The 15,861-nt window shown below is 60.7% G+C and carries 9 protein-coding genes; 3 read left to right on the top strand and 6 right to left on the bottom strand.

The genetic code is table 11. The features are described 5' to 3' along the window. Positions 1-629 precede the first annotated feature (629 nt). Positions 630-2,078, top strand: coding sequence for a hypothetical protein (locus ACILRN_RS09695; RefSeq protein WP_395687753.1), 1,449 nt, complete (start codon positions 630-632; stop codon positions 2,076-2,078). 241 nt (positions 2,079-2,319) lie between these two features. Here ACILRN_RS09695 and ACILRN_RS09690 read toward each other — a convergent pair whose 3' ends face one another. After that, positions 2,320-3,942 carry an ABC-F family ATP-binding cassette domain-containing protein gene (locus ACILRN_RS09690; protein ID WP_395687751.1) on the bottom strand — a complete coding sequence of 541 codons (1,623 nt, stop codon included), beginning with the start codon at positions 3,940-3,942 and terminating at the stop codon, positions 2,320-2,322. Positions 3,943-4,953: 1,011 nt separating this feature from the next. On the opposite strand from ACILRN_RS09690, the gene ACILRN_RS09685 reads away from it, so the two are divergent. Beyond that, on the top strand, positions 4,954-5,709 hold the full coding sequence (locus ACILRN_RS09685; protein ID WP_395687749.1) for a helix-turn-helix domain-containing protein: 756 nt from the start codon (positions 4,954-4,956) through the stop codon (positions 5,707-5,709). 118 nt (positions 5,710-5,827) lie between these two features. Continuing rightward, positions 5,828-6,787, top strand: coding sequence for an alpha/beta hydrolase (locus tag ACILRN_RS09680; RefSeq protein ID WP_395687747.1), 960 nt, complete (start codon positions 5,828-5,830; stop codon positions 6,785-6,787). Positions 6,788-7,097: 310 nt separating this feature from the next. On the opposite strand, the gene ACILRN_RS09675 is transcribed toward ACILRN_RS09680, so the two are convergent. From ACILRN_RS09675 to ACILRN_RS09655, 5 genes are all read right to left on the bottom strand, one after another. Continuing rightward, positions 7,098-8,003 (bottom strand): DMT family transporter, encoded by a 906-nt coding sequence (locus ACILRN_RS09675; RefSeq protein ID WP_395687745.1) that lies wholly within the window; start codon positions 8,001-8,003, stop codon positions 7,098-7,100. A 111-nt stretch (positions 8,004-8,114) separates the two neighbouring features. Then, positions 8,115-9,521, bottom strand: a complete 1,407-nt coding sequence (locus ACILRN_RS09670; RefSeq protein WP_395687743.1) for a M20/M25/M40 family metallo-hydrolase — start codon at positions 9,519-9,521, stop codon at positions 8,115-8,117. A 309-nt stretch (positions 9,522-9,830) separates the two neighbouring features. Then, positions 9,831-10,070, bottom strand: coding sequence for a hypothetical protein (locus tag ACILRN_RS09665; protein ID WP_395687741.1), 240 nt, complete (start codon positions 10,068-10,070; stop codon positions 9,831-9,833). Between the two features lie 407 nt (positions 10,071-10,477). Next, positions 10,478-10,819, bottom strand: a complete 342-nt coding sequence (locus tag ACILRN_RS09660; RefSeq protein ID WP_395687740.1) for an anti-sigma factor antagonist — start codon at positions 10,817-10,819, stop codon at positions 10,478-10,480. Positions 10,820-10,879: 60 nt separating this feature from the next. Beyond that, positions 10,880-15,861, bottom strand: a 4,982-nt coding sequence (locus ACILRN_RS09655; protein ID WP_395687738.1) for an alpha-hydroxy-acid oxidizing protein, incomplete at its 5' end; no start/stop codon positions are given.

Here is a 15,861-nt window from a genome sequence, read left to right as displayed (position 1 = left end):
CTGAACCCATGCCTGCCGTTTTGGTGGAAGGAACGCAGTTGACATGAGCATCATCCCCGCGCTGATCTGAATATCGCCAAGACAAAATGTGACACGACCCTGAGGAGATGCGAATGGCAAGAACAGCGCTCACAAGAGCGGCGCGGTTGACAGGCACCAATGATCCTGAACCGAAACGCAGACTCCTGACGGCTGGTCCACTTAGCGTCCTCTTCGATAATGGCGCTCTGCGCTACATTCGCTATAATGGCGCCGAGGTTCTGCGTGGAATCTCATACCTAGTCCGCGACCGGAACTGGAGTACATATTCACCAGCGATCAGGGGCTTAGCAATACGTCAAGGCCATGATCGCTTTGCCGTCAGGTACTCCGCAATCTGCAATGACCAGCAACAGGCAATAGGTTATGAGGTGGAAATCGCAGGCGGGGCCGACGGTCGCCTTGCATTTTTATCGACGGCAACGCCCCTGAGCGAATTCCTGACCAATCGCACTGGCTTCGTCGTTCTTCACCCGCTGGCTGGAGTCGTCGGTGAAACAATGGAAATTCTTCATACGGACGGGAAGAAGCGAAGAGGCCGCTTTCCCAAATTCATCAGTCCTGGGCAGCCAGTTTTTGATATTCGGGCCATGACGCATACTGTCTCCCCTGGTGTCACGGCAACTGTCCTTATGGAAGGAAACAAGTTCGAAATGGAGGACCATCGCAACTGGATGGATGCCTCGTACAAGACCTATGTCTGCTCACTGCTGGACCCCTGGCCCTACACGCTGACCAAAGGCCAGCCCTTCAAACAGTCCATCACTGTCACGATTTCTGGAAAATCCAGCAGACGAAAGGCTCCGGACTCGAAGCCCGGCGTGCATGTCACGCTGGGCAAGCAAAGTGGCCGCATGCCCCTTATTGGAGTTGGCGTGCCCATGGCCGAGGCTGCGCATGCAATAGAAAAGGCCCACCTGATTACCAAATTGAATGTTGACCATCTGATATGCCAGATTGACGGCCGAAAGGGCGGGCAACGCCTTGCGGCGAAAGCTTTCCGTGACTTGCGGGACAGAACCGGTACGCGCTCAACTCTTGAAGTGATCCTGCCAGCCAAGGTTACGGCACAAAAGGAAGTGAGTGCGATTGCATCGGAGCTGGCTGCTGCCAGATACGTCCCCGATGCGATCGTCATCACTCATGCACATGATCTGAAGTCATTTCAGCCCGGCGCAGATCGGCCATGGGGGCCAAGTTATTCGAAAATGGCCGCTGCCGTTCGAAAACTGTTCCCGGGCACGCCCGTCGGAGGCGGCATGCTATCCTACTTCACCGAACTGAACCGCAAACCTGTACCGCGGGATCTGTTTGACTTTGTCACGCACACGGTGTGTCCAATTGTTCATGCAGCAGATGACGTCTCGGTGATGGAAACGCTCCAGTCGATTCCGTCTATCGCCGCATCAGTCCGCAAAATGATAGGGAAACAGGCCTATCACCTCGGACCATCGGCAATCGCCTGCCGTGCCAATCCCTATGGCGTCGGGGCGGCAAGCAACCCGAGCAATGCCCGCATCTGCCTGTCCGATCATGATCCGCGGCAACGGGGATTGTTCGCAGCAGCTTGGAACCTGGGCCTCGTTGCGGCTTTTGCGAAGGCAGGTTTGACCAGCCTTGCGCTGGGGTCGGTGACTGGATCGCAGGGTGTGATTCACCGCGAATTTGGGACCGCTGTACCCTGGTATAGAACCAAGAAAGATACGGTCTATCCGGTTTATCATGTGTTGGCAGGTCTGGCTGCCGCGAGTGGAAACCGCCAGCATCATGCGGTATCAAGCGAACCAGAGAGCATCGCCGCACTCGCCTACAAGACGGCGGGCGGAATGGAAGTATGGATTGCGAATCTTACATCGCAGTCAAGGTCAATCCAGCTGACTGACTTGGCGGGGCCGGCCTATATCCACGCGCTCACGGAACACAGTTTCCATGATCTGGCGACAGATCCGGGTTTCCTGTTTGACCCCGGTGAAAAGATCAGGCAGCTGTCGAAGATCGAACTGGGTCCATATGCTGTTGCCCGCATCAGGACCTCATGAGAATTACCATCTGGTCAGGAGTCATCCTTGACCCACAACAGAACATGTTGTGTCGATAAGCATTGGTCGACCAACCTCTGGCTGGCAGCAAGGCGATCATCAATCATCATCTCTACCATGAAAAACCGCTCGAAATTCACTGGTCTGGGTGTGGGTGGCAGCAGCATGCGTTCTGTAATGCAATGATGATACCAGGAAGCAGCATGACTGAGGCTCGGCATTGCGCCGCAACTTGCCCGCATCAACTATGCAGGCCTGGCGCCTCATGGCCGGTACTGGCCACATATTCAGTGTAGCCACCGCCATACTGATGAATACCCTCAGGGGTGAGTTCCAGCACGCGGTTTGAAAGTGCGGCGAGAAAGTGCCGGTCATGCGAAACGAACAGCATGGTGCCCTCATAGTCTGCCAGAGCCTTGATCAGCATTTCCTTGGTCAGCAGATCGAGATGGTTGGTCGGCTCGTCGAGTACCAGGAAATTGGGCGGGTCATAGAGCAGCCTCGCCATCACCAGCCGGGCTTTCTCGCCTCCAGACAGGACCCGGCACTTCTTCTCAACGTCGTCACCAGAAAATCCGAAGCACCCAGCCAGCGCGCGCAGCGAGCCTTGGCCTGCCTGCGGAAAAGCAGACTCGAGAGATTGAAAGACCGTGTGCTCGCCATTCAGGAGTTCCATGGCATGCTGGGCAAAGTAACCCATCTTGACGCTGCCACCCATAGTGACGTGCCCCTTGTCAGGCTCAGTGGTGCCGGTGACGAGCTTCAGTAGCGTGGATTTTCCGGCGCCGTTGACGCCCATCACGCACCAGCGCTCACGCCGGCGCACCTGGAAGTCGAGCCCCTCGTAAATACTGCGGCTTCCATAGCGCTTATATACGTTCTTGAGCGAAACAACGTCTTCGCCGGAACGAGGTGCCGGCGGAAACTCGAACAGGACCGTATGGCGGCGCTTCGGCGGTTCCACCCGGTCGATCTTCTCCAGCTTCTTGACGCGGCTCTGCACCTGTGCGGCATGGGAGGCGCGCGCCTTAAAGCGCTCGATGAACTTGATCTCCTTGGCAAGCATCGACTGCTGACGGTCAAAGGCTGCCTGCTGCTGGCGCGCGTTCAGGGCGCGCTGCTGCTCGTAAAACTCGTAATCTCCAGAGTAGCTGTTCAGCTCGCCGCCATCGATCTCCACGATCCGGTTGACGATACGATTCATGAACTCACGGTCATGCGAGGTCATTATCAGCATACCATCATATGCCTTGAGAAACCCTTCGAGCCAGATCAGGCTTTCAAGGTCGAGATGGTTGCTGGGTTCGTCGAGCAACATGGCATCAGGCCGCATCAGCAGGATGCGGGCCAGCGCCACGCGCATCTTCCACCCACCTGACAGAGCACCCACATCAGCGTCCATCATGTCGTGGCTGAAGCTCAACCCCGCCAAAACCTCACGCACCCGGCTTTCAAGAGCATAGCCATCAAGCTCCTGGAACCGTACCTGCACTTCGCCATAGCGCTCGATGAGTTGTTCCATCTCGTCAGAGCGTGCCGGATCTGCGAGGGCGGACTCGAGGTACCTCAGTTCCGCCGCGATGGCGCTCACGGGGCCCACACCGTCCATCACTTCGGCGACGGCACTGCGTCCCGCCATCTCACCCACGTCCTGGCTGAAATAGCCAATGGATATGCCGCGATCGATCGAAACCTGGCCTTCGTCAGGTTCCTCCTGCCCGGTGATCATGCGGAACAAGGTGGTCTTGCCGGCGCCGTTGGGGCCCACGAGACCAACCTTCTCACCCCGATGCAGCGCGGCGGAGGCTTCCACGAACAGAAGCTGGTTGCCGTTCTGCTTGCTGACGTTGTCGATGCGAATCATGTGGTCCTGAGAGCCGATACTAGCCAATGAGCCGCAGATGACGCTCGGCCCGGTTCTGTTCGGGATTGGTCATGTCATGCTGCTGCCGCAATGGCAACTGCTATGGCACAGCCAGAAGCGGCTTCCGGAACTTAGTTCTACCTATGAAAACCGACCGTTCCGCATCATCGAGAGGCGCGGCTGGTGTACTAGCGCCGAAGTACCCCCCGCGCGCCCATGTCAACACTGAGTTTGTTCATGAGCCTGAGCCTTTCCATCGCCGTCGGCACGTAGCTGGAAGAGAGATGCCAAAGAACGCGCTAGCATGGCCAAGCAGGATCACGTCCACCCGAAACTTCAGCAAAGCTGAGGGCAAGACGAACATTTCGAACGATACGTCTTGGCGGGATTTCTGTTACGCTGAAATGACGTCAGCCTTCCATACGAGCCCATTCCTGCCGAGCCCGGGCGAGAACGCGACTGTGGGCCTACTGCGGCTGATTTTTGACCGGCATGCAGTCTGAGCGGTTCGTATGGCGCTTGCAAGCCCCACCGAAACCAACAGCACTTTTGACGCCTATCTGGGGCTTGGGAAAGTTTGCAATGAGAAACTGGCGGAGAGGGAGACGGTCTGAAATCTAACCTTCTCTCCTTGCAAGTAACTGATTTCATTCACACCAAGTTTCAGTTGAGTTCGAAGCCCGAGCTCGGATCCAGGTAAAGCCTCCCCGGCAATACGGTGCCGCAGGATCTATCAAGTTGGCTGATGGTCCTCACAAGTTCTTCGAACAAACAGCGACAGCCTCCGCACCTCGGTCATCATGACCGCTCAAGTTGGCCTCCGAGACGTCGCTTGCCCTGCCCACGCGAGTGCGCAGGAGGGTCGCTGTGAAGTCAGCTCCCCGTCGGGCTGCCAACGCTGCTCCTTCAAGACCGGACGGAAGGACCTCGAGTGCTGGCTCAAACGCATCGATCATCATGCGGTCTGCGCGCGGCTATTGACACTCCCGCAACTACCCCCATGTAAATTCAATGACCGAGCTGTCTGTCAGCACTCAGATACTGCCCGCCGGAGGAGGTGCCTTTCGTCTCGAAAGGCTGACAATCGGGATTTTCCTGACGGATCAGCCATCCCATCGGCTCGCAGTTGAGGGTGACCGCCGAGAGTTCATTCCCCTGTCCCAAAAGCAGGGCTGGGTGTTTTCAGCGGGTACAGAGGGAATATGCGAATACGATGAACAACTTACCCTTGTAACGGTTGCCATCGACGATACGCTGCTCCGTGATGCGGGCGCAGCGAAAGGGCGTGTATTCCGCAGGGTGGGAGCACTTGATCCGCTTCTTGTGCAGCTGGTCCTGTCTGCGGAGAACTTCAGCGCCGGCGGCAGGATGTATCGCGAGACCATGTCGAGAGCGTTGGCCGTGCAATTGGTGGCAACACTCGACCCGCCGACCACGGGGCAGACACCGCTTGACGACATCCGGTTGCGGCGGGCGGTTGAGCATGTGCACGCGCGTCTCGGGGAGGACTTGTCGCTGGAGGGCCTTGCTGCGGAGGCGGGAATGAGCACCTTCCACTTCGCAAGATCATTCAAGGCGGTGACCGGCGTATCGCCCTTGCAATATGTGATAAGAACCCGGCTGGAGACCGCCCAGGCGCTGCTGAAATCAACGAAACTGAGCATCGCCGAAATCGCCCACCGGGTGGGCTACGAAGACGTCAGCCGCTTTGGGCAGCATTTCAGGCGTCAGTTCGGGATGACACCCGCCGCTTTCCGGAACAGCTGAAGCCATTTCCGCAGGATTCGCCCAGAGAAAAGCAGGATTTGAGGCTGTCTGAGGGAACCAGACCCGTCACGCTCGTACAGGTGCAACCGGGCGCATGCCCCAAAACTGGAGACGAGACATGAAGAGGCCTGCCCTTTCTGCCATCGCCTTCTCGGCCACCACATTGCTGCTCTCAGCGGCCGCCATGGCTGAGACGAAGACCAGGACAATCACCTTTGAGAATGAGGGTGCGACCCTCTCGGGAACGCTCTACCTTCCTTCGGACTTCCAGGCGGGAACCAAGCTGCCCATCGTCGTTGTGACCGGAGCATGGACCAGCGTCGAGGAGCAGATGCCACGTGAATACGCAGAAGAAATGGTCGAACGCGGTTTTGCAGCCTTTACCTTCGACTTCCGCGGCTGGGGAAAATCCGGTGATCTTCCCGGCAACATCCGGTTCAAGGAAGACCCGCAGGCCAAGATCAGCGACCTGAAATCTGCCTTCGCAGCCGTGGCACAGGCGCCGGAGGTGGACGCCGGGCGGATCAACGGCCTCGGCATTTGCGCCTCGGCCGGTTACATGGTCGATGCGGTATCGGGCAATCCCCTGGTTCAGCGCGTCGGCCTTGTTGCGCCTTGGCTACAGAACCAGTCGATCGTCGAAGCGGTCTATGGCGGCACCAGCGGCGTTGAAATGCTGCGCGGGCTCTCGTCGGCTGCGGCAGAGCAGCCGGGCGGCGTGGTCATTCCGGCAGCCGGCCCCGCAGGCGCGGAAGGCGTTTTGATGCCGATCGGTGGTTACTATTATGAACAGACGCGTGGCGCCATCCCCGCCTATGACAACAAATGGAACAATCTCAGCTGGGAGAGTTGGTTGACCTATTTCCCAGCCAATCATGCCCCCACTCTCGACAAACCTCTGGCCATCGTCCATTCGGAGGCGGCCGCCATTCCCGACGGCGTTCGTGCGTTTCTCATGGCGTACAAGGGAGAGGCCGTGATGACCTGGCTGAACGGCATAGACCAGTTCTCCTTCTATGACCGTGAAGATGCTGTCGACGCCGCCGCCAACGCGGTTGCCACCCATTTTGGCAGCTGACCCCTCTTCTCCGAAGATTCTTCCGTGTCCGCATCGGGTCCCTCAGGCCCGGTGCGGCCGCTATCCGCTTGAATTCCATGGGGTTGGGGCGCTACACGGCCAACGTCAGGTCTTTGTGACGCAGCACTGATACGGGCGTACCTGCAGCCCTGATGATCAGGTTGTTACGCTCCGCAGACCCTGGGGCCGGTGAAGAAGAATTCTATGGTACTGCGCGCACCTCCTTCGGGGCTGACTGGTTCGCAACCCTTCGCCGGCGTATAGGCTACGCTGCCGACAACTTCCTATTCTATGGAACAGGTGGACTTGCCTACTGCGTTCTCTTTGTCAGCGCGAGGTACATCCCACCGAACATGATGAGGATTGCAAGCCAATAGAGGTTTGCTGGCTGTTCGCGGAACACGGCCATGCTCCAGAGAACACCCGCCGCGACAGCAAGGTAATTGAAGAACGAGAAGCGCGCGGGTCCCATGATTCGGATCGTCTCGAAGAACAGCACGTAGAATGCGGCATTTATCGTCACGGCGGCGGCCAGCGGCCAGAGTTGGGCTGGATTGGACGGCGGAAGGATCATTCTCTCCCCAGACAGCAGAAGAACAATGAGCGACACAAGCGCAGCACCGAAAAGGGTACCCGATGCCATGGCAAGCGAGTGGGTGGCGGGAGGACGCAAGTACTTGGCGAGATTGTTCGCGGTCGCAAACATGACCGGTGCCCCCAGCGACAGAAGAAACCAGCCCCAGGTTCCCTGTCGGAGCACCGCGGATTGTGGGACGACGATCACGGCGATCCCGATGATCCCCAAGAGCATGCCAATAAGCATGTTGCGGCTCACGGTTTCGATTCCAAGCATCGCACCGATGAGCAAGGTGAAGATCGGTGACAGACAGAGAACGAGCGTTACCACCGAGGCATCGAGGTGGTTCGCTGCCGCGACGAGCAGGCCCATGGGAAGCCCCACCACCAGGCCGCCAATTGCCACATATGCACCGAGGTGCTTCCTGCTGAGGGCTGGCCTGATCCCTCCGAGCGCTCCAGCGATGGCCAGCACAAGACCGGCGAGCAGCGCCTGCTGGAACGCAAAGGACAATGGCTGCCAGCCAGCTTCTGCCGCAAACCGGTTGACGGGAAAGACCGCTCCGTAGATCACCGCCGCGAGCAGCAGGAGGGCAGCATGAAGAAGCAGATGTGAGCGTTGATTCCTGACTTCATTCATCAGCTATTCCTCCCCGCTTGCCATCAGAATTCCCCAACTGATCGGGAACCGACGTGGCATCCGCCAGCGCCGGCAAAGCCACCGTATCCATAGAGCTCCAGAAAGCCGGCTTCACTCGATCCACGTCCCAGCCCAGAAAGCCGCCGGATTGCTGGTCAAGGTTTCCATCGCACCAATCTGCGGCTCCGTCAGCGGATGGCCCTGAGAGCGGGAGATCAGTTCGTTCCTTGCGCCATGAACGATGTCAGGCGACGCCAGCATGGTCACAGTGGCCAAGGCAAGTGCCTGTGACGCGCTCAGTGGCCCTGCATGACCAGCCTTGTGGCCCGACAGTGCAGTCCATGCCCAGTGGTGGATCGGTACCTGCTTCGGATAGGCCCAGTTTACCCGACCGAGAGGAACGCGCCAGCTCACTTCACCGTCATCCTGCCCGTAGTAATCCGCACCGGAGCCGAAGTAATGAACATCCCGGTCGAGCTCCATCTGCTCATCAGGAGAACAGATCCAGCTCAGCTCTTCCATGAATGACAGATCTTCGGATGACCACTTCGGAGGACCGACCCGCGAGTAGGCGGCATGAAGAACCCGTCCGATCGTATCGTTCGGCAGATACCCGCGAGATTCAGAGATGAACTGATGCCTGCAAGCGACGCCGCCCTCACGCGCAAGATTCTGAGACATCAGGACGATATCGTCATAAGAGGATCTGACCTTGCCGTAATCGAAACCCCTTGCCGAGAACCACACCCGCGTCTCGGATGGCGTAATCGACGGCATCACTCCCGCCTGCCGGAGGACGTGACGCAGCAGGAGTTCGGGATAGCGCTCATCGAACAGGCGTGACACAGCTTCGACCATCTCCTCCGCGACGAGCAGAACGTTCCGTTGCCCTGCTTGGCCGCCATGGCCAGACTCGCCGGTGAACACGAATTCGCCCGATACGACTGACTGGCATGGCCGCGACAGCGCACCGGTCTGGTAGTCGCCGTGAGAGGTGAGGATTGCGTTTATATCGGAGAAGATGCCCGCACGCAGGAGAGCGATCTTGCCCCACAGGATTTCCTCCGCTGGACATCCGATCACGCGGATTTCGCCGGCCAGGCCCAGTCTGCGGCTGGCCTTGGCTGCGGCAATCGCCGCACCAGCGTTGGCCGGACCGATGTGATTATGCCCGCATCCGTGGCCCGCGGGCTTGCCGAGGGGACGGCGGAAAGGCAAGGCATCGTTGTCGAGGCCGGGCAATGCGTCGAATTCGGCGAGGAGAGCCAGAACAGGACCGCTGCCGCTTCCGCAGCGGGCAACAAATGCGGTCGGAAGCCCACCCGCTTGCCTCTCCACCGTAAAGCCATGACCAGCCAGCCAATCCGCAAGCCGGACAGCCGAGCGGTACTCCATGGCCGGCAATTCCGGATCTTCCCATTGTGCCCGGAACAACTGCGCGATCTCAGGCTCAAGAGCCGCCCACTCCTCAAGAACAGTCGAGGTAACCAAGGCTTGCAATTCGTTCGTCGTCTCCATGAGACTCTATGGTATCTCGTTCCACCGGTAGCGCAAGATGGCATCACGATGAACCAGCGCCCTCGTCGTGGTCCCCACAATCACAGGGCGTGTGTTTCAAATGGCTTTGCCGGCACCCAAGGCAGAAGAGACGGTCCTTATGGATGGGCCGGGAGGATGAAGTCCGCCTCGCCCGTCGCAGCATGTGGGCCGGCTCCTTCGACATGTTATAGGACTGGCGGACGCGGAAACGATGAACCGCAGCGCCGCCGCACAGTTCCAGCAGGCGCCCCAGAATGTGCTGCCGGGCATTGTGGAGCGCGTCGCCGTTTATAATGCCGAGAACGGCTTCTGCGTCCTGCGCATCAAGGCTCGCGGGCGCCGTGATTGCAGTTCAAGGCGCGGTTCCTCAAGACCACGCTGCCCACCACGGCAGAGGGCATCGAGAAGTATCTCGCCGCCGGCAGGATACGGGGGATTGGCCCAGTCTAGGCGAAGAGGATGGTGAAGGCTTTCGACAATCGGGTCTTCGACATCATCCGTCGAGGAAATCACCGATACCGAATACATCGACCCCTCCTAAGTCAGCCGAGTTCTGCGCCTGACGCTTCTGGCACCTGAGATCGTGAAGGCGATACTGGCTGGGCGGCAGCCAGAGGGGCTTACGATGGCGAGGGCGATGCAGCCGTTTTCGCTGGAGTGGCGGGAACAAACATTTGTTTAGGTTCCCTCACTCCATGTGAGACTTGAAGTACAGTGATGGCTGCTCTGCTTCGGGAAGGAATACTAGCCAACTGGAGCGTTTCAGCCTTCTGTTCCATCGTGAGGAGATGATCCCATAACCATCACTCCCGTGTTTAGGCTGCAACATCGGAGGGTATGGAATACTGGCATACCCAACGGGAAAAGGATACGCACTCGTCGGCGTGACCGATTTTATGGTTTTAGCTGATATTGGTGTGAGGCGTCACCCTGCTTCATGCTCCCACCGCAGCTTCCGCTGCAACCCGGTCTGGGAACACAAGAAGTAGCTTCGAGAACCCACTGACTTCAAATACCTCTGCCACCATCTTCCGCAAGCCACAGATAAGGAACTTGCTTCCAACCGCCCACGCGGAGCGGGCGCTGATCAGGAAGCTGCGCAGTCCCGTACTGGAGACATATTCGAGGCCCTCACAATCAACAACCAGAGGCCGGCCCCTGAGGTCTGCAACCGCCTTCTCCAGCACGTTCAGTAGGGCAGGCGACGTGCCGAAATCAAGGCGACCTGTCAACGACACCACCACAATCCTGTCATTACTTTCCGTGTGGAACTGCATGGCGATCAGATCCTTCGTGAAGCCCGTAGCGGGCCAAGGGTTGCATCAGACCCCTCTTTGCTAAGGAAGTGCAGTTGCACGGCCCAGGCTGTCACGCTGTAGCAAGTCGGGCGTGAGTTCGGCAAGCGAACTGCAGCCGGCCAGCTTCATCGTCAGGACGAGTTCATCGTCAAGGCGCTGGAGGACGCGGGCCACCCCTGCCTCGCCACCAGCCGCTAGACCCCACAAGGGTGCACGACCTACTAGCACGCCATCCGCTCCGAGCGCGATGGCCTTGAAGGCATCAGCACCATGGCGGATGCCGCCATCGGCGAGGAGCCGGATGTCATGTCCCGCGCGGTCAAGGGCGAGCCGTACCTGACTTATCATCTCGATGGCTGAAACCTCGTCATCAAGGCGTCGCCCACCATGATTCGACAGGATGAGCGTCTCGAATCCGAGCGAGGCCGCCAGTACCGCATCAGCCGGCGACAGGATGCCCTTCAGACAGATTGGCATCCTGGTGCGAGCCTTCAGTGCGACGAGGTCGGCAAAGGTCAGCGCAGGATCCTTCATCGCCTCGAATCTGACCAGTGGCGGCACGCTTGTGTCGGCAGTTGCCGGGAGGTGAGCCAGTTCGAGTGCAGCGCTGAAGCGCATCCATTCGCGCGGATCGATATCGATTCGTCCAGAAGCCGGCGAGTCAACCGTCACCACCAGCCCACCAAAACCCGCGGCCTCAGCTCTTTGGACAAGTGCGTCGGTGAGGCCACGGTCCTTCAGCATATAGAGCTGGAACAGGGAAAGCCCTTGGGCCTCTGAAAAAGGTTTTGCCACCTGTTCCAGCGATGTTGTCGAGAGCATCGACAGAACCATGCCGCCATTGCGCCGCGCCGCGGCGCGCGCAACCGCCATTTCACCCTCGAAATGCAGCAGGCGGTGCATCGCAGATGGTGCGATCAGGATGGGCGAAGAAAGGTCCTTGCCGAACAGCCTCGTCTCGAGGCTGACTGCTGAGACGTCGCGAAGGCGCCGCGGACAGATGGCAATGGAACGGAACACCTCGAGGTTTCGGCGCAGCGCCCGGCCAGTTTCGGAGCCGTTGGCGAAATAGGAGAAGATCGCCGGCGGAAGGCTTTGTCTCGCCTCCTGCTCCAAGGCCAGCGGGTCACCACCCAAAAGGTCGGGCCTTGCAGCCGATTCCGCGTTCGCCGCCGCCGGCCGCGCGTGGATGGCCATATTGGCCCGCAGCCGCGAGCCGTCTGCCACCACCGCACCGGCCTCCACGATCGTGTTGGGGCCGACATTCACATTGTCGCCGACGTGGGTCGGGCGGAAGCTGAGCGCATGGTGCTCGACGGAGTGGGCAAAGACCATTGCATTGGGTTGCAGCACGGTCGCGCGACCGATGGACTTGAGGTCGAACTCGCAACCCAGCGAAGAACCCATGATGCATGCGCCGCGGCCGACCTTCGCACCCAGCAGGCGCCAGAGTGCGGAGAGGTAGAACGTCCCGCGAAGATTCACGAGGATCGCACGCTCGGCGTCCGTGATCAGCGCCTCCATGAACACCCAACGTGCATGGAGGCCACCCATCAGAGGATGCTCTCCCGCGGCCACGCGCCCGAGTGCCAGCCACTTGAACCCGGCCAGCGCCACCACCCGCACCAGCCGCCGCGCCAGCAGCGCCACGGGAAGAGCCCACGCGGCGTTCCACATGCCGGGCAGAAGTTTCGTCTGCAACAGAGCTGCGACGATGGCGATCCCCAGCACCGAGATCAGCGCGGCGGCCAGCAGCTGCGCGGGGATCAGCAGGCTCGTGGCGATGACCCGGTCCCTGTCCTTCAACTCAGAGACATGAAAGCGGCTGCGGCCAACGACCCTCGCGGAGGGGCCGACGGCCACGCTGCCCTCCGGCAACCGAACGGCGCCGGACAGAGCACTCAGATCGCCGAGCAGCGTGCGCTCCGAGATCACGGCACCATTGCTCAGGATGCAGGAGTTGGCGACAATGCTCTGCCGTCCAACCTCTACGGCCGCTGCCGCCGAAGGTTCACCTCTGCCGTTCAGCACGGTCACGTTGCCTGCAATGATGGCGCCGTCGCCAACGCGCAGATGGCGCGGATCCTCAACATAGGGACCGGCCAGCATGGTGTTCTTTCCCACCGTCGCACCGAGCGCCCTGAGATTTAGCGCAGACAGCGGGCTCATCACCGTCATCCGCTGCCAGACGGCAAAGAACGGCACCTCGATGGCGCTCCGGTACAGCGCGGCGGCGAGGTGCGACCGGCCGGCGCGCCCCAGCCCGTCACATAGGGGGCGAACGAGCAAGGCCACTGCAAGAAAGCTGATCAACGGCAATACGATCTGCAGCGTCAGCGCGACGCTCAGCAGCTCGCGCCAGTGGAGCGGCGAACCCTCGAGGACCACGTCTGCCAGTCTGCCGGGCAGTTGCGCGACCGGGCGATCCGCCATGCCACACATCAACATCAGCGCGGCGGCGACGGACAGGCCGTAGACATAGGCGGCGCACAGATAGCCCAGAAGGCCCGAGCCTTGCCGGTCGGCCTGGACGTCGCTTGCCTGCGTCGTGGCCTCGGTGCCGAGCGTGCCGACTGATCCGCCTTTTGCCAGCACCGTCTCGCCCACCAACTGGGCGCCCGGCCCGATGGCCGCACCGTCGCCGATTTGCAACGGTTCGCGGGTCACGCCCGCGGCGGTGATCCGGGCGGGCTGGAGCACAGCCTCGCGGCCGATGAAGACGCCGTCACCAAGGGTGATAAAGCGGGGATCGGTGAGACCAAGCGTCTCGATCCGAACGCGCGCGCCGATGCGCGCGCCCATCAGCCAATAGTAGACGGGCAATGCAGCGGTACCGCGCAGCAGGCCCAGAACGTCCTCCTGCCCGCGCAGCAGGTTCTGGGCCGCCAGCCAGCCGCAATAGCGCGCACTCCACAGCGGAAAGCTGGCGTCCCGAGGGTCGAGAAGCCGTACCGCAAGGGCCGTCAGCAAAACCACCAGCCCCAGGTGCGCCGCCACCCAAAGCGGGCTCAAGGCAAGCGTCAGCAGCGGCCCGGCATGCTGCGCAAATAGAATGGCGAGAACCAGCACGGGGATCGACGCAGCGGCCACCAGGCTGGGCCTGACCAACAGCCCCAGGCCCTGGAGCACCCAGGATACAAGGCTCCCGGCGCGAAGCTTGCCATCCACGGCACCGAAAGACGCAGCCGGTAGTTCACTTGACTCCGTCACGGAAGGCAAGGGCATCCCCGATGTGCGGAGGCTGTTGAGATACCCGGCAAGGCCGCCGACCGTCGGATAGTCGTAGAGCAGCGTGGGCGACAGCACGAGCCCGTATCGCTTTTCGAGTTCGAGGAGCAGGTCGATCACGTTGAGCGAGTCGATACCCAATGCGAGGATATTGGTGTCGACGCCGATGATGCGCGCCCTGTTCGGGCCAAGATGTTGCTGTATCCGCGCGATGAGGAAATCAATCAGCGCGCCATCCGCCGCCTCACCCTGGTTCATGCCGGTTCCCGGGACGGGTGTCTGAACGAGTTCGGCCAGCGCACTCTTTCGAATCTTGCCCGTGGCGGTCCTTGGCAGTTCGGCCAGGAAGACGACCGTCTTGGGTACCTTGTACGATGCCAGTCTGGCGCGACAGTGATCGCGAACTTCAGACTCGCTCAGCCCATGGCCATCACCCTCGATCGCGAGACCCACCACCTCGCCCAGAAGAGCATCGGGAAGTGCGAAGGCACTGCAAGCGCCGATCCCCGGCAATTGCCCGGCGACCTGCTCCACCTCGGCGGCGAATACGTTTTCACCTCCGACATTGATCATGTCCTTCACGCGGCCTGTCACATGCAGTCGCCCGCTGGCTGTGATGTAACCAAGGTCTTCGGTTCTCAGGAAGCCGTCGGGCATGAAGGCGCTGCGGTCCGGTTCACGCATACCGGCCCGGCGATAGCCGCGCATCACCGTCGGCCCGCGCAGCGCGATTTCGCCGATTTCGCCTGTGGGCAGACTGTCACCGGACTCCGAGACGATCCGGACCTCAAGCCCCGGCAGTATCCCAAGGCCCGCATCGCCTGCTTCGCCTGTTTCCCTCCCGAAGGCGATGTGACAGGTCGCTTCGGTCATGCCATAGCCCTGCAGCACCTCGCAGCCTAGCCGTGCTGCAGCCTGCGCGGCAAGGCCGGGATCCAGCCGCGCGCCGCCGGTGAGAAGCCATTTCAGGGACGGAAAGCGCATACCCTCCAGCGCATGCGATTGCGTCAGCAGCGCGAGCATGGAGGGGGCCAGCTTCGTAATGGTCACGCCTTCGGACGCGAGGGTCCGTGCAGTGAGATCCAACTGCAACTGGTTTTCGATGAACACATGCCGCGCGCCGATCAGCAGGCCGATCCACACGAAAGCCACGTCCCCGACGTGGAACATCGGCCCTGCATGCGCCCAGCAATGGCTTTCCTCCGCGGTGAGCCCGAGGGCGGCCATCGTGGCGCGGGCATGCACCAGAACGGCTTCATCCGTGTGCGGAACGATCTTGACCTTGCCCGTCGAGCCTGAGGTGGCGAAGACTTCGACGGGCAAAGGCGAAACTGGGGTACGCGGCGAACCGTCTGCCAGGGCATCCGCCGGCAACTGTTCAAGCCAGCGCGCCCCGATGCTGGACCGAGGCGTTTCGGTGGCGTCGCACAGCGTCCTTCCAATGTTGGCGCGACACCACGCCAGCGTTTCGCATTTCGGCAGGAGGCTGGTCGAGGTCACCAGCAGTTCGGCCGCGGCCGTTTCAAGGACCTCGTCGATCTCGCCGGCCGAGAGCCGGTGGTTCAACGGAAGCAGCGCAAAACCACCCAGGGTAGCGGCGTAGAACAGTTCCAGCAGCAGGGGTGAGTTGTGCAGCAGCGCGGCCACGACCGGCACGCCGTCCTCCCTGTCGGGCCGCCGAATGTCCTTGATGATCCGTGCTGCGAGGAGTCCCACGCGCCGGGCGCAGTCGGCCCAGGTGATCCACTGCCCGTCGATCCGGTAGGCGGGCCGCCCGGAAAAGCGCACGCAGG

Origin of the sequence: Aestuariivirga sp., assembly GCF_044238155.1 — a bacterium.
In the GTDB taxonomy this organism is placed as follows: Bacteria; Pseudomonadota; Alphaproteobacteria; order Rhizobiales; family Aestuariivirgaceae; genus Aestuariivirga.
Note: the sequence above shows the minus strand (reverse complement) of the source record. Positions and strands in the feature narration are given on the sequence as shown.

Bases quoted from the DNA above. Each gene is read 5' to 3' on its own strand.
- ACILRN_RS09695 (WP_395687753.1), top strand. From the start codon at position 630: ATGACGCATACTGTCTCCCCTGGTGTCACGGCAACTGTCCTTATGGAA.
- ACILRN_RS09690 (WP_395687751.1), bottom strand. From the start codon at position 3,942: ATGATTCGCATCGACAACGTCAGCAAGCAGAACGGCAACCAGCTTCTG.
- ACILRN_RS09685 (WP_395687749.1), top strand. From the start codon at position 4,954: ATGACCGAGCTGTCTGTCAGCACTCAGATACTGCCCGCCGGAGGAGGT.
- ACILRN_RS09680 (WP_395687747.1), top strand. From the start codon at position 5,828: ATGAAGAGGCCTGCCCTTTCTGCCATCGCCTTCTCGGCCACCACATTG.
- ACILRN_RS09675 (WP_395687745.1), bottom strand. From the start codon at position 8,003: ATGAATGAAGTCAGGAATCAACGCTCACATCTGCTTCTTCATGCTGCC.
- ACILRN_RS09670 (WP_395687743.1), bottom strand. From the start codon at position 9,521: ATGGAGACGACGAACGAATTGCAAGCCTTGGTTACCTCGACTGTTCTT.
- ACILRN_RS09665 (WP_395687741.1), bottom strand. From the start codon at position 10,070: ATGTATTCGGTATCGGTGATTTCCTCGACGGATGATGTCGAAGACCCG.
- ACILRN_RS09660 (WP_395687740.1), bottom strand. From the start codon at position 10,819: ATGCAGTTCCACACGGAAAGTAATGACAGGATTGTGGTGGTGTCGTTG.